The sequence below is a fragment of the Nocardia sp. NBC_01730 genome, assembly GCF_035920445.1.
Taxonomy (GTDB): domain Bacteria; phylum Actinomycetota; class Actinomycetes; order Mycobacteriales; family Mycobacteriaceae; genus Nocardia.
The window spans coordinates 4,953,696-4,975,563 of record NZ_CP109162.1; the positions used below are offsets into that span (position 1 = coordinate 4,953,696).

Here is a 21,868-nt window from a genome sequence, read left to right on the forward strand (position 1 = left end):
TTGCGTTCTGCACCCGTTAGTCCCTGCGATCGGTGGGGATACTAGGGGTATGGACCGTGACCCGTTGGATACCGACATGGGGGACGACGACCAGGCGGACGAGATCCGCGAGTACGAGCGCAACGTCGAGGATCCGCCCGACGACCTGCTCATCCCCTATCGCGAGAACGACGACGACGGCAGGCTCGGCATCGAAGACGAGCTCGATCAGGAGTGGACGCGGCGCGGGCAACGTGCCGAAGCCGCCGAGGAAGACGACCGGCCCGCCGAGGTGGCCGCCATCGAGATCGTGCACGACGAGGATCTCTGAGACCCGATGTGCGCCACGCTGCCGCAATCGGCGATGGCGAAGAGTTTGCCGTGGTACGCATAGGTGGCGTGACCGGGACGATACGAGGAGGGTGCGATGAGCACGCCGAAGGATCCGGAACCCACGAACAACGCGCCGGAGCAGGAGGCTGCGTCACCGTCGCTGTCGAAGAACGCCGGGAACGCACCCGGCGAGGAGCCCGCACCGCCGACCTCCGATGACGCGTCGGCCGCTCCCGACGACGAATCCGGCGCGCCGCCGCCACCCACCGAGCAAGCACCCGGCTCCGCGGCAGGTCAGCCCGTCGAGCAATGGTGGCAGCCCGCCGATACTCCGCCCGGGGGACCGCTGGGTGGGCAGTGGGGCGCGGAACCGAGCGGGCAGCAGGCCGAACCTCGAGCATGGGGAGCCGACAGCGGGCAGCAGTCGTGGGGCGCGGAACCCGCCGCACCCGGCCAGCCGTGGGGCGCCGCCGCGTCGGGCAGCTCGGCACCGCAGATGCCGCCCGGCGAATCCACCCGGCCGTTCACACCCGGCGACCATGCGCAGTACGGGTCGGCTGGTCAACCGCAGTATCCCCCGGTCGGGCAGCCACCGCAGGATGCCCAGCAGCAGTACCCGCCCAGCGGTCAACCGCAGTACCCCGCGGGCGGCGTCTACAACTACCCGCCGACCACAGGACCGCAAAATTCGCAGTCCGGCGGCTATCCGTCCTATCCACAGCAGGAGTATCAGCCGTACGGCGAGCCGCCGCGGCAGCCGGGCAGTCAGGTGTACTCGATCATCGGATTCGCCTGCGCGGCGATCGCGGTACTGTTCTGCCCGATCCTGTTCGGGCCTGCCGGGATCGTCCTCGGCGTGGTCGGGCACAACAAGGGCGAATCGCTCGGCAAATGGGCGGCCATCGCGGCGGCCATCGGCACGGTGATCGGCTTCATCGTCGGGTTCGTCGTATTCTCCGGAGACTTGACGACGTAGATTCTCGGTATGCGTCGATTCGGTGGATTCTCACGGGCCGCTGCCAACGTGGCTGGGGGCCGGTCATGACCGGATTCGCGGGCTTTCCACTGGCGGGCCTGGACTTCTACGAGGACCTCGAGGCCGACAACTCGAAGGCATTCTGGACCGCGCACAAGGACATCTACGCGCGAGCGGTGAAAGAGCCGATGACCGCACTGCTCGCCGGGCTGGAGTCGGATTTCGGAGCGGCCAAGATCTTCCGCCCATACCGCGATGTCAGATTTTCCAACGACAAGTCGCCATACAAGACTGCCCAGGGCGCGGTGGTCGGCGCCGCGCAGAGCGTCGGCTGGTACGTCCAGATCGGCGCCGCCGGGCTGTACGTCGGCGGCGGTTTCTACCAGGGCTCCCCCGCCCAGATCGCGCTGTTGCGCGCCACCATCGACGACGACGTGCGCGGGCCCGAGCTCGCGGCGATTCTCGCGAAACTCACCAAGGCAGGCTTCACCGCCAGCGGCGAGAAGCTGAAGACCAAGCCGAAGGGCTACGCCGCCGACCATCCGCGCATCGACCTGCTGCGGCACAAATCCCTCACGTGCGGCAAGGAATTCGGCGCACCGGCCTGGCTGGACACGCCGCGCGCGGCCGAAGAGGTCCGCGCCGCGTGGGAGACGACACGGCCGCTGATCGAATGGCTGGCGGCGGTGGTCGGCAGCCCGCCGTCGTGGTGACACAGCGTCGGCTCGCCCCGTCGAGGATGTGCGCCGTCAGCGCCGTCGGGCGAGCACCAGCGCGAAGCGATCGTCCGGGTCGGTCCAGACGTGTTCGGTGCCGAAACCGGCGGCCGTGAGTTCGGTGCTCAGGCCATCGACCCGGAACTTCGCCGAGATCTCGGTGCGCATCTGGTCGCCGCGGGCAAACCGCACGGTGAGGTCGAGCGCGCGGACCGTGACCGTCATATCCTCGGTGGCCTCCAGGCGCATCTCGATCCACTCGTGCGCCGAATCCCAGATCGCGATATGCCGGAACTTCTCCGGGGGGAAATCGGCGTCGAGCCGGGAGTTCAGCACATGCAGCACGTTGCGGTTGAACTCGGCGGTGACGCCCGCCGCGTCGTCGTAGGCGGGGACGAGCACCGCGGAGTCGATGACCAGACCCGCACCGAGCAGCAACTGTTCGCCCGGCTCCAGCACGTCGCGGATGGCCGCCAGGAATTCGGCCCGCTCTCCGGGGACCAGATTGCCGATGGTGCCCCCAAGGAAAGCGATCATCCTGCGGCCTCCGCGCGGCAGGTTGTGCAGGGTGTCGGTGAAATCGCTGACCACACCGTGCACGGCCAACCCGGGGAACTCGGCCGCGACGGCATCCGCCGCCGCGCGCAGCGCTGCCGCCGAAACATCCTGCGGAACATAGGTTTTCAGTGGGGCACGCGCGGTAAGGGCGGTGAGCAGCAGCCTGGTCTTTGCCGCAGAACCGGCGCCGAGCTCGACCAGCACCTCGGCCTGCGCAGCGCGCGCGATCTCGCCGACCACGCGCTCCAGCAGCGCGCGCTCGGTGCGTGTCGGGTAGTACTCGGGCAGTTCGGTGATCCGCTCGAACAGCTCGCTACCCCTGGCGTCGTAGAACCACTTGGGCGGTAGCCACTTCGGGTTCGCGGTGAGGCCGAGCCGGGCGTCCGAGCGCAACGCCGCGGTCAGGTCGTCGTCGGATAGGTGGATCTCCAGCGTCGGTGCGGTCATAGCACGGGCCTTTCGGTGTCAGAGGAGGGCGTCGACGGATAGCGCGCCGGGCCTTGCGGTGACCAGGCTGCGGTCCGGGATCGACCGCCATCGGGGGTCGTCGTCGAACGGTTCGGACGACAGAATCGCGAAAGTGTCGGTGACCAGCACGGACAACGAGTGGTGGCAGGTGGTCGCCCACAGCTGCGCACCGTCGCACAGCAGGAAATTCAGGCGCGCGTCCGGTACTCGGTCGAGCACCGCGCCGGCGAGCAGCTTCAGTGCCGCCGGGGCGGCCGACCACGCACCGTCCGGCGATCCGGTCGCCAGCAGGTCGCACAGGATCACCCAGAGCGTGGCGGTGTCGGTGGCGGATTCTGCCTCGAGCAACCGGCTCGGGGCGAACAGTCCCTCGGCGCCGAGTTCGACTGCGGTGTGCGCGAACTCCGAGGCCACCGCGCTCAGCGTGTCGCGCCAGTCCGGCACGACGCCGTTGTGGCTGAAGGCCCAGCGCCCGCGGGTGAACGGCGCGCACGCGGACCGCTCCACCGGCATCCCGACGGTCGCCGAACGCACCGCGCCGAGCACCGCCCAGGATTCGAGTTGTGGCAATACCTCGTCCACGGCCGGATCGGTCCAGATCGGCGCCGCATTGCGGTAGCGGCTGACGGCGACCGAGTCGTCCTCGGTCTCGCGCCACCACGCGACACCGAAACCGTCGGCGTTGATGGTGCCGCCGCGGCGCATGTCTCGGGGAGCCCATGCCTGAGCGCGCAGGGAATGCGCTCCGAGGGTCAACATGTCGCCGACCCGGACCGGCGGGCCGATATAGCCCAGATGTCTACACATGGGCACCCACTCTCGTTCCCGGACGGATCGCCACGTCGCACGGCCCCCAGATCCGTGCCCCGCCAGGACGAACGTCGCTCACTCGCCTTCCCCCGGTCGCAGATCCCGCGCCAAGCGGAAACCGGCGAAGATCTGGCGGCGGATCGGGTGGTCCCAATTGCGAAAAGTGCCGCGACAGGCGACCGGGTCGGTGCCGAAAGAACCCCCGCGCAGGACGCGATAGTCACCGCCGAAGAAGACCGCGGAGTACTCCTTGTACGGGAAGGCGCGGAAACCCGGGTAAGGCTCGAAGCTCGACGCGGTCCACTCCCAGACGTCGCCGATCAACTGGTGCACACCTGCCGGGGACGCACCGGCCGGATAGGCGCCGACCTCCGCGGGTTCCAGATGACGTTGACCGAGATTAGCGGTGCCGACATCGGGATCGGTGTCGCCCCAGGGGAATCGACGGGACGCGCCCGTCGCCGGGTCGAACCTGGCCGCCTTCTCCCATTCGGCTTCCGTGGGTAGTCGCTTGCCCGCCCAGTTCGCGTACGCCTCGGCCTCGAACCAGCACACATGCACCACCGGCTGGTGTCGGCGTAGCGGGGTCATCACGCCGAACACCCGGCGCCACCAGTGCCCGGCCGGGTCGCGCTCCCAGAACTGTGGCGCGACCAGACCCGCTTCCGTGCGGTGCGCCCAGCCGCGCACGGACCACAGTTCGGGACGGTCGTAGCCGCCGTCGTCTATGAAGGCCAGATATTGCTCGTTGGTCACGGGCGCGGCATCGATCGCGAAGCCGGGCACCGACACCCGGTGGGCGGGGCGCTCATTGTCGAGCGCCCACGCGTCGGTCGAGGTGCCCATCGTGAATTTGCCTGCGGGAATGACGATTTCACCGGCGACCGGAGCCGATGTGGTCGGCACGGCCGCTCCGGAGAGCACGGCGGCACCGGTGCGCAGCTGGTGGGTGGCCAGCATGGTCTCGTCGTGCTGCTGCTCGTGCTGGGCGATCATTCCGAACGCGAAACCACCGTCGACCAACGGCCTGCCCTGTAACTCGTTGCGCTCCAGCACATCCCATACCCTGTCACGAACCACGCCGACGTAGTCGCGGGCCTGGGTGGGATCGAGCAGGGGCAGCGCGGGACGGCTCGCGCGGGCGTTTTTGAAGGCGTCGTAGAGTTCGTCGAGGTCGGCGCGCACAGGTTCGCGACCGCCAACATCGCGGACGAGCCACAGTTCTTCCTGGTTGCCGATGTGCGCGAGATCCCAGACCAGCGGGCTCATCAGACGCGAATGCTGGGCCACCAGCTCGGCTTCGTCGACACAGCCGGTGAGAGTCAGGGTGCGCTGTCGCGCGCGGGCGAGTACGTCGGCGATCCGGTCCCGTAGCTGTTCGGTGCCGGAACTGTCGGTCGGGGTGGGGTACTGAGTGGTCACGATAAACGTCTCCGAGATCGGTTCTGATCGGCGTCGTCACGCTCGCGAACGAGTCCGCGGGCGCGACGATTCGGCCCTTGTCGGCCAGGTCGACCGGCGCGCAGTCGACGATGCGCGGCAGGTACGCCGTCACGCGCCGGCTTCCGGTCGATCCGGCCCTGTGCCGTTCCCGGCGCGGTCTTCGGTCGGGGTGCGGCCGCTGCGACATCGTTCGGCGGCGGATTCGATCTCCGTGGCGCAGGCCGCGGTGGCCGCGTGGGCGGCGGCGAGCCGCAGCAGGTCGACCGCGGCGGAACGGATGTCCCGGTCGGCCAGGCCATAGCGGGCGGCGTCGAGCCAGTGGCCCGCGAGCGGCGCGGCGACCGTTGTCGCCTCGGCGACCACGGACGGGCTCGACATGAGCGCTTCGATCACCTGGACCGGCGTGGTCCAGGTGTCGCCGGGCTGGGCGTCTATGTAGCGGACCTCCAGATGCCCCGACGCGCGCACCGGCGGGAACATCGTGGTCAGGTGGTAGTCCAGGTCGCTGACGTCGGGGCGGCGCCCCACCTCATCGTCCAGTCCGCCCGACAGCCAGTCGGCGAACGTCGCGCCGGGCGGAGCCAACCACCCGGTCTCGCGGCCGTCCCTACTTCCGTCGGGACTTCGCACGCACAGCAGCGGGACGTCCAGCGCCCATTTGCTGTACCCGGCCACCGGGTCGGTCCAGTCCATCACGGGCGGGCGGGTGCGCACGTTGTCCAGCCGCAGCCAGGCTCGCATGCGCTGCGAAGCCCAGGCGCCGGACGGAGCCCCGCGCAGGGCAGGCGAGCAGGCGAAAGCAGCCAGCAAAGCCGGACCGACGGCATACAGTGCCGTCCACCGCGCGGTCACCTCCGCGCGGTGGGCGCCCGCGTCGACACTGACCTGGGCGGCCGCGGTATTGCACATCATCAACTTACCGAACGGGCCGACACCACCGAAGGCATGCTCCATGGCGCGGTAGCGCGGCAGCCGCAGGATTCGTTTGGGGCGGCGGTCCGCGTCGGCGGCAAGGGAAACGGTACGGATGGACCGGGTTTCGAGGAGTTTCCGCAACAAGCGGGCATCGTCGCGCAGTCGGTCGCACAGCCGCGCGGCATCAGCGTAAGGAGCGCTGGAGAGTTCTATTTGACCACCGGGTTCCAGGGTGACCCGGCTGCCCCCCGGCAGTGCGAGCGCCGGAGAATCGGGGGCGATGGATCGTGGTGCGTACGGTCCGAGAGCATCCGCCAGAGCAGCCAGCGGCGGACGCGGGGCGGACGCGGGGCCTGACGCCGAACACTCACCCTGCACGGTAAGCCACTCGAGTTCGGCACCGATCAGACGGGGCGGTCCGAGCTTGAAGCAGACGCCGCCGACATAGGCCTCCGCCGCCGCGCGGGAAGATAGTTCTCCCTGCTCCGGGGCACAATGGGCCGACTCAGGTGTATCGAGCGTGACCGCCATGGCAACCTCCACTGTGCGTTCCGAGTTGTAGTGGTGTAGTGGTTTCGAGTCCGCTGTTATTCAGTTATCCCCATACCGCTCGGTCCTATTCCACTCCGATGCCGGATTCCGAGCGCGGCGATCCATCCAGGGTAGCCACGGCAGCTGACAAGAAATCGACGAGAAGCCGAACTTCACACCGGATAAGGTCGGCGGCATGCTGGATGACGATCGTGTACGAGCCGACACTCCCGGATGCGCGTCCGGATCCGAACTCGGTCCGGTGTTCCTCGACAGCGCCGGGTCCTCGCTGCCGCCGCGGGTCGTCACCGACACTGTCATCGGTCACCTGCTACGCGAGGCGGAGATCGGTGGCTACCGTGCCGCTAACGAGAGGCTGGGTGATCTCGCCGCGGTGAAGACCGCGATCGGCACGCTGATCAACGCCGCGCCGACGAGCATCGCGCTCAGCGACAGCGCCACCCGCTCCTGGGCGGATTTCTTCTACTCGGTTCCGCTGGCGCCCGGCGATCGCATCCTGGTCTCCGAGGCCGACTACGCGAGCAATGCCATCGCCGCCCTGCAGCGCGCCCGCGCCACCGGTGCGACGGTGCAGAAGATTCCGAGCGACGGCAGCGGGCAGATCGACCTCGACGCACTGGCCGCCATGGTCGACGAACGGGTCAAGTTGGTCTCGGTACTGCACGCGCCGACGAACGGCGGCCTGGTGAACCCGGCCGCCGAGGCGACGAGAATCGCGCATTCGGTCGGCGCGCTCGTGCTGCTGGACGCCTGCCAGTCCGCAGGACAGCTGCCACTGGACGTGGCCGACCTCGGTGTCGACGCGTTGTCGGCGACCGGTCGCAAGTGGCTGCGCGGCCCCCGCGGAACCGGATTCCTGTACCTGCGGCCCGAGTTGGCACAGTCCATGGAGCCCGAGCGGCTCGACCTGCACGGCGCGAAGTGGACCGGCCCGGACGACTACCGCCTAGCGCCGGATGCCAGCCGTTTCGAGTTCTGGGAGTGCGACGTCGCAGGACGACTCGGTCTGGGCGCCGCGGTGCGGTACCTGCTCGACCTGGGTCCGGACAACGTGTACGCCGCGGTCGCGGCTCGCGCCGAGCACCTGCGCAAGACACTGCCGGAGATCCCCGGCGTCACGGTGCACGACATCGGCGTCCGGCACAGCGGCATTGTGTCGTTCACCGTCGACGACATCGAATCCACCGAGGTGCGCGACCAGCTGCTGGCGCAGGACATCACCGTCACGGTCAGCCACGCCGGCTCGACCCTGCTGGACATGACGGGCCGCGGCCTGGCATCGGTGGTCCGCGCCTCTCCGCACTGTTACGTCAGCTTCGACGAACTGGACCGGTTCGTCGCCGCGGTCGCGGCGCTCTAGGACTCCGATGCGCCCCGAAAGCACCGCGAAGTAGCCCCTTTCAGACCAAATGCACGTCAAGCGCCCTGGCCACCAGTGCGGCGACGTCGGCGCCCTGGCCGACCAGGCGCAGGCTGCGGTTGGCCTGCAAAGCGGCGATACCGTGAACTGGCAGCACAGTCCGGCCGGTGCTACGTCGACCGCTACGCGGCCACCTTCGATGCCCCGGCGTTACGGTCCTGACCTGGGATCTTCAGAAGGGGGGTTAACGCAGCGCTGCGATAGCGGGATAGTTGGTGGAGGCCGGGTCTCGGCCGACGGTTGGTGCTGAGGAGTTGAGGTTTTGAGCAGGTTCACCGACGAGATGTACGCCACGGCGCAGACCTCCGAGCGGGGCTTGGTGACCGGCGAGCCGACCGTCCCGCAGCGCCGCACCTGGGCGGAGATCCATCAGATCGCCCGCCGTATGGCGGGCGGCTTGGCCGCGGCGGGAATCGGACACGGTGACGCGGTCGGCGTGCTGGCCGGGATGCCGGTCGATATCGCCCCGGCCTGCCAGGCCATCTGGATGCGCGGAGCGTCGATCACGATGCTGCATCAGCCGACACCGCGCACCGATCTCGTTCTCTGGGCACGCGACACCGAGACCGTGCTGACCATGATCGAGGCGCGCGCCGTCGTCCTCGGCGCGCCGTTCGAGGCTGCCGAGCCGCTGTTGCGCGAGCGCGGCATCACCGTGGTGCGCATCGACCAGTTGCCCGACGGTCCCGACATCGACCCGGTGTCCACCGACGAGGACGATATCGCGTTGCAGCAGTTGACCTCCGGCTCGACTGGCTCGCCGAAGGCGGTGCGGATCACGCACGGAAACTTCTTCGTCAACGCCTATGCCATGTTCGACCGGGTGAAGTTCCAGCTCGACGACGACGTGATGATCAGCTGGCTGCCACTGTTCCACGACATGGGCATGGTCGGATTCCTCAGCGTCCCTATGCAATTCGGTGCGGAAGTGGTCTGTGTGACGCCGCTGGACTTCCTGACCCGCCCGCTGCTGTGGGCCGAGCTGATCCACAAATACCGCGGCACCGTCACCGCCGCACCGAATTTCGCGTACTCACTATTGGCCCGACGGCTGCGACAGGCCGACGACGACGCGTTCGACCTCAGCAGCGTGCGTTACATGTGGAATGGCGCGGAACCGGTCGACCCGGACACCATGGACGCGCTGGCCACGGCCGGAAGACGGTTCGGGCTCAACCCGATGGCGCTCACCCCGGTCTACGGCATGGCCGAGACCACGCTCGCCGTCTCGGTCCCCGATCCCGGCCTCGGCCAAGTGGTGGACGTGATCGACGCCGACCTGCTCGAAGCGATCGGCAAGGCGGTGCCGGTACCGGACGAGCACAGGCACGGGCACGGGCACACCGGCACCATCCGCAGGCTGGCGACCCTTGGCTACCTGGTCGACAATCTGGAAGGCCGAATCGTCGACAGCGACCGTCAGCCGCTGCCGGTCCGCTCGGTGGGTGTGATCGAATTGCGCGGCCCCGCGGTCACACCCGGCTACGTGACGATGGACGGATTCCGCCCCGCCCAGGACGCCGACGGCTGGTTGGACACCGGCGACATCGGCTACTTCACCGAGGAGGGTCTGATCGTGGTGTGCGGCCGGATCAAGGACGTCATCATCATGGCCGGCCGCAATATCTATCCCACCGATATCGAACGCGCCGCCACCAGGGTGAGCGGTGTCCGACCCGGCAACGCGGTCGCGGTACGCCTGGACGCGGGCCAGAAGCGGGAGAGCTTCGCCGTGGTGGTGGAGAGCAACAACCACCAGAACCCCGACGAGGTCAAACGGATCGAGCACGAGATCGTGCACGAGGTGTTCTCCGAGGTGGGTGTGCGGCCGCGCACCGTGGCGGTGCTGGGCCCCGGCGCACTGCCGAAGACCTCGTCGGGCAAACTTCGCCGTGCCGCCACCGCCATCCACGTGCACTGAACGATCCGCGCAAGGCCCACCCAAGAAGGAGTAGACGTGCCACTGACGCCTGACGACATCCGGAATGTCCAGTTCGGGAAGCCTCGGTTCGGCCAGCGCGGCTATGACCCCGAGGACGTGGATCGGCTCCTCGACGATGTCGAGAGCACGTTGCGCACGCTCTACGCACGAATCGCCCAATTGGAGAGAACCACGCGCTGAGCGTTGCGGCGCGGGCTCAGTGCAGTTGGTTCTGCGCGGTCTCCAGACCGACCCGCAGCAGCAGCTCCACCGCGTCGGCGGCCTGCTCGACGATCACCGGGACCTCTTTGCGTTCCGGCGCCGAAAACGGCTTCAGCACATAGTCGGCCGGATCCTGCCGCCCCGGCGGACGGCCGATGCCGATGCGGGTGCGCAGGTAGTCCTTGGTGGTCAAGGCGCTGGAGACAGAGCGGAGCCCGTTGTGGCCGCCCTCGCCGCCGCCCCGCTTGAGCCGGATCGCGCCGAACGGAAGGTCGAGTTCGTCGTGCACGACGATCACCTCGGTGGGCGACACGGAGAAGAATCTGGCCAGCGCGGCCACCGCCCGTCCGGATAGGTTCATGAACGACCTCGGCTTGGCGATCAACACCTGGCGGCCGTCCAGCCGGGCTTGCAGCAGGTCCGCGCCGGATTTCTTGTGCACACCAAAACGGCCGCCGACGCGCTCCGCGAGCACGTCGGCGACCAGAAAACCGAGATTGTGCCGGGTGCGCTCGTATTCGGGACCTGGGTTACCCAGTCCGACGACGAGCGCGGGCCCGGTCGACGATTCGGTGTTATTCAGCGCTCTCGGCCTCGCCTGCCGCACCCTCGGTTTCGGCCGCGGCGGCAGGGGCAGCGATGACATTGACGATCAGCGTCTCCGGATCGACGGCCAGGCTGACGCCGGCAGGCAGCTCCAGTGCGCCCGCGGTGATCTGGGTACCCGGCTCGACGCCTTCGACGGAGACCTCAATGGTCTCGGGAAGCTTCATCGCGTCGGCCTCGATGGACACGGTGGTGGCCTCCTGGGTGACCAGGGTGCCCGGGACGGCATCACCGACGACGGCGACGATCACGTCGGCGGTGACCTTCTCGCCACGCTTGATGATCAGCAGGTCGGCGTGCTCGATGTAGCGGCGAATCGGGTGCACCACAACGGATTTGGTCAGCGCAAGCTGCTTCTTGCCGTCGATGACCAGGTTCAGCACCGCGTTGGTGCCGTGCTCGCGCAGGATGGCGGCGAAAGCCTGGGCGTTGACCGACAGGTGCTGCGGGTCGGCCTGATGGCCGTAGAGCACTGCCGGGACGTTGCCCGCGCGGCGGGTGCGGCGGGCGGCGCCCTTGCCGAACTCGGTGCGTACGGCGGCTTCGAGAAGGTTGGCGTCGGACATGACTGGATCTACTCCTACGGCTCTTCCGGACTGTCAACGGTTACACGTCAGGGGCTGCTCACACCTGACCGGGTTGGTCTACTCGTCGGGCGAAGACCGAACGAGGACGGCCGGAAGCCGAGCCGCGTCGATCACGGTGCGCAAACAGGTCTGCGGTCACCCTCGCCGAGACAACCCGAACACCATACCGCAGCGCGCGGCCGTGCCTGGAATCGGGTGGTCACCAGCGCGTCGGGGTCGCCATCATGCCAGTCGCGTACGCTGGCGTGGTTGCCGATCGGTTGTCTGTGAAAGGTTGTTTCCGTTGAGCGCCTCCCCTGAGGGTGTCGTCGCGCCCGCCCCCCGCGGATTACCTGCCGAGGTCGCCCGGCGACGCACGTTCGCGGTCATCTCCCATCCTGACGCGGGCAAGTCGACGCTCACCGAGGCACTCGCCCTGCACGCCAGGATGATCTCCGAGGCGGGCGCGATCCACGGCAAGGCCGGACGCAAGTCCACGGTCTCGGACTGGATGGAGATGGAGAAGGCGCGCGGCATCTCGGTCAGCTCGACGGCGCTGCAGTTCAACTATCGCGCCGCGGGCTCCGACGTCGACAGCGTGATCAACCTGGTCGACACCCCCGGCCACTCCGATTTCTCCGAGGACACCTACCGGGTGCTCACCGCCGTCGACGCCGCGGTGATGCTGATCGACGCCGCCAAGGGCCTGGAGCCGCAGACGCTGAAGCTGTTCCAGGTCTGCCGCCACCGCGGCATACCGGTGATCACGGTGATCAACAAGTGGGACCGTCCCGGACAGGCGCCGCTGGAACTGCTCGACGAGATCAACGAGCGGATCGGCCTCACCCCGACCCCGCTGTTCCTCCCGGTCGGCATCGCGGGCGACTTCCGCGGCCTGTTGCGCCGCGGTCCCGACGGGTCACCCCTCGAATACATCCACTTCACCCGCACCGCCGGCGGTGCGACCATCGCACCGGAGGAGTCGCTGACCCCGGAGTCCGCGGAGGCGCGTGAGGGCGAGCCGTGGACCACCGCCGTCGAGGAGAGCGAGCTGCTCTCCGCCATCGGGCAGGACCACGACCAGGAGCTGTTCCTCGCCGGACAGACCTCGCCGGTGATCTACGCCTCCGCGATGCTGAACTTCGGCGTGCGGCAGTTGCTGGAGACCCTGGTCGCGCTGGCGCCTGCGCCGGGCCCGCGCCGGGATGTCGGCGGCAACCCGCGCGACACCTCCGACCCGTTCAGCGCGGTCGTGTTCAAGGTGCAGGCGGGTATGGACGCCGCGCACCGCGACCGACTCGCCTTCATGCGGATCGTGTCCGGTGAGTTCGAGCGCGGCATGGTGGTCACCCACGCGCAGACCGGACGGCCGTTCGCGACCAAGTACGCGCTGACCGTGTTCGGCCGCGAGCGCGCCACCGTCGACACCGCCTACCCCGGCGACGTGGTCGGCCTGGTGAACGCGACGGCGCTGGCACCGGGCCACACCCTGTTCGTGGACAAGAAGGTGGAGTTCCCGCCGATCCCGTCCTTCGCGCCGGAGCATTTCGCGGTGTTGCGCGCGCAGAGCGCGGGCAAGTACAAGCAGTTCCGCAAGGCCATCGATCAACTCGACTCCGAGGGTGTCGTCCAAGTGCTACGCAACGATCTCCGCGGTGACGCCTCTCCGGTTCTCGCGGCCGTCGGCCCGATGCAGTTCGAGGTGGTCACCGCGCGCATGCTCGCGGAGTTCACTGTCGAGACCACGATGGAGCATCTCGGCTACTCGCTGGCTCGGCGTACCGACGCCGCCTCGGCGGAGGATCTCGGGCGTCAGCGCGGGGTCGAGGTGTTCACCCGCAGCGACGGCGCGCTGCTCGCGCTGTTCAGCGACAAGTGGCGGCTGCAATACATCGAGAAGGAACATCCGACGCTGACATTGGAACCGCTGGTCGCCACCGCGGACTGAGTCACTCGGCTTCGGGCTCGGGTGGCTGCGGCACGGCTCCCGGCTCGCGCTGGACCGCGGCGATGCCGTCATCCCGCGCGATCAGGCCCCACCTGCTGGAGGTCAGCCGCAGGCTCGGCAGGTCGCTCAGCGAGAGCACCACCTCGTAGGTGCGCTCGTAACCGGTGTGCGAAATCCGCCAGCAGCCGTCGTCGCAGCGGACGTAACGGTCGGAATAGAAGGCCGCGCCGCGCAGCAGCATGTTGTGGCTGGGAATCAGGACGGTGTCGGCGAGGTACCAGGTGCCGGTCGCCGAGTCGCCGTCGACGTCGATCTCGGGATGGTCGCATCGGTGTTCGGTGATCACATGCGGGCCGAGGGTGTTGCGCATGAACGCGAGAAACGCGTCACGTGATTCGAACTGGAGATATTCGCTGTAGGTGGCGGTGGCCTCGGGAACCATGGTGTCCACGAACTCGTCCCACGATTTGGTGTCGAGGCTGCGCAGATAGCGATACTTCAGCCGACTGATCGCGGCGACATCATCCATTTGCCGCTCGTCGCGGCCACGCCTGACCCTCGGATCGTCGCGCACCTGCCCGAAATCGATCGGCCCCGCGTCGAAACGCAGCTGCCCCCCGGTGTCGAGGCTCCCGCCTTCCGGCGCGCTGGTGCCTACTGCTTGGTCACCGCTTTCCGGCGCGCTGGTTCGTACTGCCTGGTCACCGCCTTCCGGCGCACCGGCGCGCATTGCTCGGTCGCCGCGTCCCGACGCACCAGTGCGCATTCGCTGGTCGCCGCGCTCCTGCCCACCGGTGCCTGCACCCCGGTCCCCACGCACCTGCGCGCCGACCCCTACGCCTGGGTCGCCGCGCTCCTGCCCGCCGGTTCCCTGATCCATACCTCCACAATCCCATCCGAAGCCACGCCACTTCACGAATTGGGAGATTTGTATCAGATTGCTATCACAGTCGGGGAATATCCCCTGAAGATCAACTAGACAGTCAACTTCCGATGGTGAAGCATGTGTGGCAGAAGTCCTCGCCGAACTCGGTGAGCCGCAGACTCTTGCGCACTATTTTGGGCGCCCGGCCCGCCTTTTTCAGCGCCGCCTCCACCATAGGCTGCACCTCGAGCACCATGTACCGGCTCAATACCACCGGATCGTCGGAGGTCAGCGTCAGTCCGAGGCGGTTGAGGTTGATCAGATAAGAACGTGCGCGATCCGGGTACCGCACGCCCGCCTGCTCGGGCACGGAGGTGAGATCGCCCTGCACCAGCTCCGAGCCGATGCCGAGCGGGCGGTTGGTGCGCACGTCGACCGACGGTTGCGGACCGTTGAGCGCCATGAAGCGCAGCATGCGCGCCTCGTCAGGAGCGAGCTGGTCGAGGATGCGGTCGTAGGCCGGGTGCACGTCCTCGGTGAAGTACACATCCGCGGACCTGGCCAGCAGTGCGTCGCCGCGGCGGCGCAGTTCCTCCGTGCTCGCCGAGCGGAGGTGCGAGCCGACTCCCAGCGCCTGCTGGGAGCCTGGACCGTTGGACGTCGGCACATAGCTGACGACCTCGCGCACCGACCCCTCGGTGACGCCGAGCGCACTGCGGGCTATGGAGCGCAACGCGTTTCCGGTCCGTTCGGCGATCTCTGCCGACGACTCGCCGTCCAGCGCTGCCTGGGTGATCTCCTTGGTCACGTCGACGGTGGTGCCGACGGCCCACTGACCACCGCGCACGACCGTGCCCGCGGCCAGTCCTGCCGCACGGAACACGCCGCGGATCAGTCGCGCCTCGTTGCTGATCTGCCGCTGTTCGACATCCGAGCCGCGCTCGACGGCACGGGAACCGGCCCGGGCCACGTCCTGTCCGGTCCTGTCGTCTGCCACATTTTCTCCGATATCGCCAGGTGAACGAATCCGCCCCACAGATTACTTCCCCCTGTGCCGCCGGTCATTGTCGCCGCCTGACTCCGCCAGCGTGGCATTCCGGACAAACACTGTGACCGATATCTCGACAACCACCTCTATGGGAGGCGCACTCGCGGTGTAAGCAGGCCCTCCGCTGGCAATCGCGTTCCTTTGCCGGGAGAGTGCTAGTTTATGGTGCCGGTGAGGCGGCGGTCACCGGTGTATCGGCAGGAGGGTGTCGTGTTAGAGAGTGTTTTCGGAATCCACCCCACGGTCCTCCTCGAGCTTGTGACAATCCCGCTTTTCACGGGGATCATCGGCTACATCACCAACTGGACCGGCGTGCTCATGCTCTTCAAGCCGGTCGCCTTCCACGGCATTCACGTTCCTGGCCTGCGCGCGCTATATCCGTTCCTCCCCAAACGAATTCAAGTTTTGCCGCTGCTGAGCTATGACGGCAGATTCGGTTGGCAGGGCATCGTCCCGTCGCGCGCGGACAAGATGGCCAGCATCGCGGTCGACAAGGGCCTTGCCAAACTCGGCAGCGTCGCCGACTTCTACCGCGAGCTGGAACCGGACAAGCTGGCCGAGCATCTAGCCGGCATCGCCGACGCGCAGATCAAGGACATCGTCGAGGAAATCCTGCGGCGCGAACATCCCCAGCTCTGGTATAACCTGCCGAATCAGGTCCGCGACATGGTGCATGCCAGGGTGCGCCAGCAGCTGCCGGAGATCCTGCGCGAGCTCACCGAGGAATTGGGCGCGAATATCGATCAGCTGCTCGATGTGAAGCAGATGGTGATCCGCTACTTCCAGGCCCGCCCGCACCTGCTCAACACACTGTTCCAGGTGCTCGGCGCCAAAGAACTGCGATTCATGCAGGACTTCGGTTTCTACTTCGGCGCGCCCATGGGCGCGGTGTTGGTGGCCGTGCTGCATCTGACCGGATGGTCCAGCCTCGTCGTACTGCCGATCGGCGGCGTGATCATCGGCTGGGTGGTCAACTGGATCGGGATCAACATGATCTTCGCGCCCGCCTATCCGAAGTGGTGGTGCCCGTGGCGGCAGGGTCTACTGATCAAACGCAAATCCGAAATCACCGACGGCTATGCGGAATTGGTGTCCAGCCAGGTGATCACCGTGGCGAATATCGGCGACGAGTTGCTCAACGGCCCGCGCTCCGATCGCACCATGCAGATGCTCGAGGACACTTTGCGCCCCGCCGCCGATCGCGCGCTCGGGCCTGCCCGCACCGCGGTCAAGTTCGTGCTCGGCAGCCGCGAATACGACTCGCTGCAATCGACGCTCACCACCGAGGCCATGGCTATCGCGCCGATCGCGTTCGCCGACCCCGAGTTCAACATCCGCCAAGGTAGGCAGATCAACGAGTACATCGCCAAACAGATGTCGGCGTTGTCGCCCCCGGACTTCGTGGACATGCTGAGAGCCGCCATCAAACAGGATGAATGGTTGCTTTTCGTGCATGGTGGCGTGCTCGGGCTGTTCGCCGGATACGCTCATATCCTGATCTTCGGAACAGGAGTGGCGACATCATGGCTGTAGCGGGTCCGGACGGCGGCGACATCGAAGCCGTCGAGCACCCCGACGCGACGGAGACGAACGCCGGGCCATCCCGGGAGATCGCGCGGCGGCCCGCCTCGGACGTCATGCACGCCAGCGAATTACCCACGCGGATATCGGTTCCCGTGGCCACCGTGCGTGCGGCGACCGGTGTCGCCCTGGTCGCATGGACCGCCGTCGCCGAGGCCACCGCCTGGGGTGTCGGCACCGTGGTCGGCGTCGCCTCGACCGTCGTGCGGCGCAGCATCGAGGGCGCGCCGCCCCGAGAAGTATTCACCGAGGCCGAGGCCGAGGTGCGCGACGCGATGCGCAAGGCGCTCGGGCTGCCCACAACCCCGGAAACGCCGGTGCAGGACGGTGTGCCGACGCTGCGCGAGCAGGGCGCCGCGCTGCTGCGTTTGTCGGCGAGCACGCACGACGAGGACGAGAACCACCCGGCCTTCGCGGGCATGCTCGCCGAACTGACCCCGGACGAGGCGCGCATTCTGCGTTTCTTGCATCTGGACGGACCGCAGCCCTCGATCGACGTCCGCACCGGGCGTCCCCGTGCGCTCGGCGGGGAACGCATCGGCTCGATGCTCACGCTGATCGGCGAGCAGGCGGGCCTGCGCTTCCCGAACCGGATCCAGCAGTACCTGACCAACTTGCGCAGGCTCGGCCTGGTCGAGCACGCGCGCGAGCCGATCGGCAATCCGAACCGCTACCAGCTGTTGGAGGCGCAGTCGCTGGTGCGGGAGATGCTGAAGCGCTCCGGGTTCGGTACCAAGGTGATCTACCGCAGCGTGGTGCTCACCGACTTCGGCAAGGACTTCGTGCGGACCTGCCTGCCGGTGGCCGTGCAGGACGGACGCGCCTCCGGGCATTAGGCGCGCGGACTACACACTGTCGGCCAGTTCCAGCCAGCGCTCCTCGACCGTCTCCTTCTCCGCGAGCACCTGCTCGAGCTCCGCGCCCAAGGTGACCAGCCGGTTTCGATCGGTGGCGGCGTCGGCCAGCGCGGCATGCAGACGCTGTTCCCGGTCCGACAGCTTGTCGATCGCGCGTTCCAGGCGGGTCAGCTCCTTGCGGGCCGCACGATAAGTCGCGGAATCGGTGGCAGAGGCGTCGACAGGCTTGGCCTCCGGCGCGGTGGCGCGGACTGGGCCCGCGCTGAGGGCCGCGCGCTTGTTCAGATACTCCTCGATGCCGCCGGGCAGATTGGTGAGCTTGCCGTCGCCGAACAGCGCCCAGGTCGAGTCGCAGATGCGCTCGATCAGATAGCGGTCGTGGCTGATCACCACCAGGGTGCCCGCCCAGTTATCGAGCAGATCCTCCAGCTGTTGCAGAGTGTCGATATCCAGGTCGTTGGTCGGCTCGTCGAGCAGCAGGACGTTCGGCTCGGACATGAGGATGCGAGTCAGCTGCAGGCGCCTGCGCTCGCCACCGGACAGGTCGCCGACCGGAGTGCGCTGGCGAGCGGGGCTGAAACCGAGCCGCTCAGCCAGCTGGCCCGCCGAAACCTCCTTGTCGCCGAGCATGATTCGCTGCGCGACCTGCTGCACCGCCTCCAACACGCGCAGGTTCGTCGGCAGGTCGTCGAGTTCCTGGCGCAGCCAACCGATCTGCACGGTCTGGCCCTGGATCCGTTTGCCCTCGGCGAGCACGGTGCCGTTCGCGCCGTCGTCTCCGGCCAGCGCGCGCAGCAGCGTCGTCTTGCCGGACCCGTTGACGCCGACCAGACCGACCCGCTCCCCCGGCGCCAACCGCCACGTCAGGTCGCGCACCAGTTCCCTGCCGTCCGGGGTGGCGAGGGTGGCGTCCTCCAGTTCGATCACCACGCGACCGAGGCGCTTTCGCGCGAAGGCGGCCAGCGAGACGCTGTCGCGCGGCGGAGGGACGTCGGCGATCAGCGCCTCCGCGGCCTCTACCCGATAGCGCGGCTTGGATGTGCGCGCCTGCGGGCCGCGCCGCAGCCATGCCAGCTCCTTACGGGCGAGGTTGCGCCGCCGCGCCTCGGAGGCGTCCGACTGGCGGGCACGCTCGGCGCGGGCGAAGATCCAGTCTCCGTAACCGCCCTCGTAGCTTTCCACCTTGCCGCCGACCACCTCCCAGGTGTTGGTGGCGACGGTGTCGAGGAACCAGCGGTCGTGGGTCACCACGACCAGCGCGCTGCGGCGGCTCAGCAGATGCTCGGCCAGCCACTGCACGCCTTCCACGTCGAGGTGGTTGGTCGGCTCGTCCAGCACGAGCAGGTCGAGTTCGCGCACCAGCGCGGCAGCGAGCGCGACCCGGCGGCGCTCGCCGCCGGAAAGATTGTCGACCGGGGCGTCCATGCCGAGATCGGCGATGCCGATGCCGTCCAGCACCGAGCGGATGCGGGGGTTGGCGGCCCATTCGTGTTCGGCCACATCGTCGGTCATGGCGTCGTCGGCCAGGCCGGCCAGCACCACAGAGCCGACGGTCGAGCCCTCGGGCAGCACGCCGCGCTGCGTCACCACCGCCGAGCGCAGGCCGCCGACCCTGCTGACCCGGCCGCTGTCGGGCTCCTCGATTCCGGTGAGCACCTCGAGCAGGGTGGTCTTTCCGCCACCGTTGAGGCCGACGACGCCGATCCGTTCGCCCGCGTGCACGCCGAGCGACACATTGTCCAGGAGCGGGGCGATCCCGAAGCTCTTGTGGACCTGTTCGAGATTGATCAGGTTGGACATGGATCCTTCCGTGTCTTGCGGCGGCGGGCTGATACGTGCCCGGAGCCAGCGTACCGACCGGGCCGACCGGGCCTCCGCCCGGCGAACGGCGGGGAACGCGAAGGCGACCCTTGCGCAACGAACATTGTTCGTTTAAATTGATCGCGACGAACACCGTTCGTTCCACCCCCTCGCGAACCGCCCTCCACCCCAAACGCAAACCCCCGCTCACCGCACTGCCGACCCCGTCGAGGTGCGAGTCTTACGAGCACCGTTCGCGGCCCGGCTCGCGTCCGAGCGATCGAAGCGCATGCGACGCAGTCGCGAGTCTCGATCGCTCGGACGCGAGCCAAGAGGGGGCCGCGAACACGCAGCGCCGCAGGCGCTGCCAAACAAACACAGAGGTTCTCCATGCACGTCGGCCTCGGCCTGCCCATTTCCGATCCCGCCGCCCTGCTCGACTGGGCCCGGCGAGCCGACGCGGGCCCGTTCCGCACGCTCGGCCTGCTCGACCGGCTGGTCTACGACAACCCCGAACCGCTCGTCGCACTGGCCATGGTCGCCGGTGCGACCAGCCGCGTCCACGTACAGACCGAAGTGCTGCTCGCGCCGCTGCGCGATCCGGCGTTACTCGCGAAACAGGCTGCGACACTTGATCGCATGTCCGGCGGACGCCTGGTGCTCGGCCTCGGCGTCGGCGGTCGCGCGGACGACCACCTCGCCTCCGGCACCGACCTGCGCACCCGCGGTCGCCGCATGGACGAACAGCTCGCGATCATGCGCCGCCTGTGGGCGGGTGAGCCCTACAGCGCCGAGTGCGGGCCGATCGGCCCCGCGCCGCTGCGACCCGAAGGCCCGGAGATCCTGTTCGGCGGGTTTCAGCCCGCCGCGCTCGACCGCGTCGGCCGTTGGGGCGGTGGGTTCCTCGCCGCCGCGGCGCCCTCCTGGGCGGGCAGCCTGTTCGATGCGGTGCGCCGCTCGTGGAAGGACAACGGCAGGGCCGGTGAGCCGCGTATCGTCGCCCAGATCAATGTCGCGCTCGGCCCGGAGGAGGTCAGCGATGACGCCCGCGCCGCGATGGGCGCCTACTACGAGTTCAGCGGCCGAGCCGATGTCATGCTCGCCGGGATGCTCACCACGCCGACGGAAATCCGCACGGCCCTCGCCGAATTCGACGGTCTCGGCGCCGACGAGGTGATGTTCTACTGCTACGGGCGCGATGCCGATCAGGTCGATCGTCTGGCCGACGTCGTCTCCTGAAATCCACCCGGGGACACCGACACCCGGGCGTCGAAGGGGTCGCGCCCAGCTCTGCGCGTTCCGCCGCATCGATATCCGTGGACGCCGCCGCCCGGGTGTAATGCAGGATCAGTGCTTCCCCGACGGCCCGTCGCCGAGAATGCGCGCACCCGGTACCGGGCCGCTGGCCGTCCGGACACTGCGGCACACGCCCGCGCCCGCGAGTTCGGCCGCCACCGACACCGAGGATTCCTCGCTCTCGCAGAGGAACGCGCAGGTGGGCCCGGAGCCGGACACTAGTCCGGCCAGCGCGCCCGCGGACAGACCAGCGCGCAGGGTGCGGCGCAGTTCCGGCTTCAGCGACAGCGCCGCCGCCTGCAAATCATTACCGAGCAGGGGCGCGAGCTGTTTCGGATCTCCGGAGGCCAGCGCCTGCATCAGCTGCTGTGGTTCGCCGAGCCGGGGCGGTTCACCGAGCTCACGCAAGCGGTCGAGCTCGGTGAACACGGCCGGGGTCGGCAGGCCACCCTTGGCGAGGGCGAGCACCCAGTGAAACGTGTTGCGCGAGAGCACGGGAAGCAGCCGTTCGCCGCGGCCGGTGCCCAGCGCGGTACCGCCGTGCAACGCGAACGGCACGTCACTGCCGAGTTCGGCCGCCAGCGCGACCAGCTCGTCCCTGGACAGGCCGAGATCCCACAGCTCGTTCAGCCCGACCAGCGCGGCGGCGGCGTCTGCGCTGCCGCCCGCCATGCCGCCCGCCACCGGAATGCCTTTGGCGATGGCGATTTCCACCAGCGGGGCCCGGCCGCCGATGTGCGCGAGCCGGACGGCCGCCTTCCACACCAGGTTCTTACGGTCGGTCGGCACGTCCGCGGCGCCTTCACCCGTGACCCGCACGGCCAGCGAAGCCGACGGAGCGATCCGCAGATCATCGCTGAGGGACAGCGCCTGGAACACCGTGGTCAGGTCGTGATAGCCATCGGCACGTAGGTCGCCGACTCCGAGATGGAGGTTCACCTTCGACGGCGCGCGCACGGAGACGGGACTCGGCACTACTGACAGCACG

At 68.3% G+C, this 21,868-nt stretch carries 20 protein-coding genes; 10 read left to right on the forward strand and 10 right to left on the reverse strand.

Translation table 11 applies throughout. From position 1 onward, the window contains the following. Positions 1–49 precede the first annotated feature (49 nt). The 3 genes from OHB12_RS20220 to OHB12_RS20230 all read left to right on the forward strand — a co-directional run bounded on the left by OHB12_RS20220 (position 50) and on the right by OHB12_RS20230 (position 2,001). A complete protein-coding gene (locus tag OHB12_RS20220; RefSeq protein ID WP_327110152.1) occupies positions 50–310 on the forward strand; it encodes a hypothetical protein in 261 nt (86 codons plus the stop codon). Positions 311–406: 96 nt separating this feature from the next. After that, positions 407–1,288 (forward strand): hypothetical protein, encoded by an 882-nt coding sequence (locus tag OHB12_RS20225; protein ID WP_327110153.1) that lies wholly within the window; start codon positions 407–409, stop codon positions 1,286–1,288. 65 nt (positions 1,289–1,353) lie between these two features. Then, positions 1,354–2,001 (forward strand): DUF2461 domain-containing protein, encoded by a 648-nt coding sequence (locus tag OHB12_RS20230; protein ID WP_327110154.1) that lies wholly within the window; start codon positions 1,354–1,356, stop codon positions 1,999–2,001. A 36-nt stretch (positions 2,002–2,037) separates the two neighbouring features. Here OHB12_RS20230 and egtD read toward each other — a convergent pair whose 3' ends face one another. The 4 genes from egtD to egtA all read right to left on the reverse strand — a co-directional run bounded on the left by egtD (position 2,038) and on the right by egtA (position 6,729). Continuing rightward, the gene (egtD, locus tag OHB12_RS20235; RefSeq protein ID WP_327110155.1) at positions 2,038–3,009 is read right to left on the reverse strand and encodes an L-histidine N(alpha)-methyltransferase; all 972 of its coding nucleotides are present in this window, start codon (positions 3,007–3,009) and stop codon (positions 2,038–2,040) included. A gap of 18 nt (positions 3,010–3,027) precedes the next feature. Beyond that, positions 3,028–3,837: an ergothioneine biosynthesis protein EgtC gene (gene egtC / locus OHB12_RS20240; protein WP_327110156.1), complete on the reverse strand. Its 810-nt coding sequence runs from the start codon at positions 3,835–3,837 to the stop codon at positions 3,028–3,030. 78 nt (positions 3,838–3,915) lie between these two features. Next, the gene (egtB, locus tag OHB12_RS20245) at positions 3,916–5,262 is read right to left on the reverse strand and encodes an ergothioneine biosynthesis protein EgtB (RefSeq protein WP_327110157.1); all 1,347 of its coding nucleotides are present in this window, start codon (positions 5,260–5,262) and stop codon (positions 3,916–3,918) included. A 129-nt stretch (positions 5,263–5,391) separates the two neighbouring features. Further along, a complete protein-coding gene (gene egtA, locus OHB12_RS20250; protein WP_327110158.1) occupies positions 5,392–6,729 on the reverse strand; it encodes an ergothioneine biosynthesis glutamate--cysteine ligase EgtA in 1,338 nt (445 codons plus the stop codon). A gap of 196 nt (positions 6,730–6,925) precedes the next feature. Between egtA and OHB12_RS20255 the strand changes: the two genes are divergently transcribed. The 3 genes from OHB12_RS20255 (at position 6,926) to OHB12_RS20265 (ending at position 10,292) form a co-directional block, all read left to right on the forward strand. Continuing rightward, on the forward strand, positions 6,926–8,110 hold the full coding sequence (locus OHB12_RS20255; RefSeq protein WP_327110159.1) for an aminotransferase class V-fold PLP-dependent enzyme: 1,185 nt from the start codon (positions 6,926–6,928) through the stop codon (positions 8,108–8,110). Positions 8,111–8,432: 322 nt separating this feature from the next. Beyond that, positions 8,433–10,091, forward strand: coding sequence for a fatty acyl-AMP ligase (locus OHB12_RS20260; RefSeq protein WP_327110160.1), 1,659 nt, complete (start codon positions 8,433–8,435; stop codon positions 10,089–10,091). A gap of 36 nt (positions 10,092–10,127) precedes the next feature. Further along, positions 10,128–10,292, forward strand: coding sequence for a DivIVA domain-containing protein (locus OHB12_RS20265; protein ID WP_327110161.1), 165 nt, complete (start codon positions 10,128–10,130; stop codon positions 10,290–10,292). A 16-nt stretch (positions 10,293–10,308) separates the two neighbouring features. Here OHB12_RS20265 and pth read toward each other — a convergent pair whose 3' ends face one another. Both pth and OHB12_RS20275 read right to left on the reverse strand, forming a co-directional pair. Next, positions 10,309–10,959, reverse strand: a complete 651-nt coding sequence (gene pth / locus OHB12_RS20270; RefSeq protein WP_327110162.1) for an aminoacyl-tRNA hydrolase — start codon at positions 10,957–10,959, stop codon at positions 10,309–10,311. Next, positions 10,889–11,485, reverse strand: a complete 597-nt coding sequence (locus tag OHB12_RS20275; protein ID WP_327110163.1) for a 50S ribosomal protein L25/general stress protein Ctc — start codon at positions 11,483–11,485, stop codon at positions 10,889–10,891. The genes pth and OHB12_RS20275 overlap by 71 nt, the downstream gene beginning before the upstream one ends. A gap of 304 nt (positions 11,486–11,789) precedes the next feature. Between OHB12_RS20275 and OHB12_RS20280 the strand changes: the two genes are divergently transcribed. Next, positions 11,790–13,433 carry a peptide chain release factor 3 gene (locus tag OHB12_RS20280; RefSeq protein ID WP_327110164.1) on the forward strand — a complete coding sequence of 548 codons (1,644 nt, stop codon included), beginning with the start codon at positions 11,790–11,792 and terminating at the stop codon, positions 13,431–13,433. Between the two features lies 1 nt (position 13,434). On the opposite strand, the gene OHB12_RS20285 is transcribed toward OHB12_RS20280, so the two are convergent. Further along, a complete protein-coding gene (locus tag OHB12_RS20285; protein WP_327121285.1) occupies positions 13,435–13,962 on the reverse strand; it encodes a nuclear transport factor 2 family protein in 528 nt (175 codons plus the stop codon). A 454-nt stretch (positions 13,963–14,416) separates the two neighbouring features. Then, positions 14,417–15,295 (reverse strand): Abi-alpha family protein, encoded by an 879-nt coding sequence (locus tag OHB12_RS20290; RefSeq protein ID WP_327110165.1) that lies wholly within the window; start codon positions 15,293–15,295, stop codon positions 14,417–14,419. Positions 15,296–15,556: 261 nt separating this feature from the next. Here OHB12_RS20290 and OHB12_RS20295 point away from each other — a divergent pair, with 261 nt between their 5' ends. Then, entirely contained in the window at positions 15,557–16,879 is a 1,323-nt protein-coding gene (locus OHB12_RS20295) for a DUF445 domain-containing protein (protein ID WP_327110166.1), read from the forward strand. Next, a complete protein-coding gene (locus OHB12_RS20300; RefSeq protein ID WP_327110167.1) occupies positions 16,870–17,763 on the forward strand; it encodes an Abi-alpha family protein in 894 nt (297 codons plus the stop codon). The genes OHB12_RS20295 and OHB12_RS20300 overlap by 10 nt, the downstream gene beginning before the upstream one ends. A 9-nt stretch (positions 17,764–17,772) precedes the next feature. Here OHB12_RS20300 and OHB12_RS20305 read toward each other — a convergent pair whose 3' ends face one another. Next, positions 17,773–19,584 carry an ABC-F family ATP-binding cassette domain-containing protein gene (locus OHB12_RS20305; RefSeq protein ID WP_327110168.1) on the reverse strand — a complete coding sequence of 604 codons (1,812 nt, stop codon included), beginning with the start codon at positions 19,582–19,584 and terminating at the stop codon, positions 17,773–17,775. A 390-nt stretch (positions 19,585–19,974) separates the two neighbouring features. Between OHB12_RS20305 and OHB12_RS20310 the strand changes: the two genes are divergently transcribed. Next, positions 19,975–20,823: an LLM class flavin-dependent oxidoreductase gene (locus tag OHB12_RS20310; RefSeq protein ID WP_327110169.1), complete on the forward strand. Its 849-nt coding sequence runs from the start codon at positions 19,975–19,977 to the stop codon at positions 20,821–20,823. A 108-nt stretch (positions 20,824–20,931) separates the two neighbouring features. Here OHB12_RS20310 and OHB12_RS20315 read toward each other — a convergent pair whose 3' ends face one another. Next, positions 20,932–21,867, reverse strand: a complete 936-nt coding sequence (locus OHB12_RS20315; protein WP_327110170.1) for a 4-(cytidine 5'-diphospho)-2-C-methyl-D-erythritol kinase — start codon at positions 21,865–21,867, stop codon at positions 20,932–20,934. Between the last annotated feature and the right edge of the window lies 1 nt (position 21,868).

Excerpts from the sequence above, each read along its gene's own strand:
- OHB12_RS20230 (WP_327110154.1), top strand. The coding sequence starts at position 1,354 with ATGACCGGATTCGCGGGCTTTCCACTGGCGGGCCTGGACTTCTACGAG.
- OHB12_RS20310 (WP_327110169.1), top strand. The coding sequence starts at position 19,975 with ATGCACGTCGGCCTCGGCCTGCCCATTTCCGATCCCGCCGCCCTGCTC.
- OHB12_RS20285 (WP_327121285.1), bottom strand. The coding sequence starts at position 13,962 with ATGGATGATGTCGCCGCGATCAGTCGGCTGAAGTATCGCTATCTGCGC.
- OHB12_RS20225 (WP_327110153.1), top strand. The coding sequence starts at position 407 with ATGAGCACGCCGAAGGATCCGGAACCCACGAACAACGCGCCGGAGCAG.
- OHB12_RS20300 (WP_327110167.1), top strand. The coding sequence starts at position 16,870 with ATGGCTGTAGCGGGTCCGGACGGCGGCGACATCGAAGCCGTCGAGCAC.
- pth (WP_327110162.1), bottom strand. The coding sequence starts at position 10,959 with ATGTCATCGCTGCCCCTGCCGCCGCGGCCGAAACCGAGGGTGCGGCAG.
- egtD (WP_327110155.1), bottom strand. The coding sequence starts at position 3,009 with ATGACCGCACCGACGCTGGAGATCCACCTATCCGACGACGACCTGACC.
- OHB12_RS20305 (WP_327110168.1), bottom strand. The coding sequence starts at position 19,584 with ATGTCCAACCTGATCAATCTCGAACAGGTCCACAAGAGCTTCGGGATC.
- egtA (WP_327110158.1), bottom strand. The coding sequence starts at position 6,729 with ATGGCGGTCACGCTCGATACACCTGAGTCGGCCCATTGTGCCCCGGAG.
- OHB12_RS20275 (WP_327110163.1), bottom strand. The coding sequence starts at position 11,485 with ATGTCCGACGCCAACCTTCTCGAAGCCGCCGTACGCACCGAGTTCGGC.
- egtC (WP_327110156.1), bottom strand. The coding sequence starts at position 3,837 with ATGTGTAGACATCTGGGCTATATCGGCCCGCCGGTCCGGGTCGGCGAC.
- OHB12_RS20220 (WP_327110152.1), top strand. The coding sequence starts at position 50 with ATGGACCGTGACCCGTTGGATACCGACATGGGGGACGACGACCAGGCG.
- OHB12_RS20255 (WP_327110159.1), top strand. The coding sequence starts at position 6,926 with ATGCTGGATGACGATCGTGTACGAGCCGACACTCCCGGATGCGCGTCC.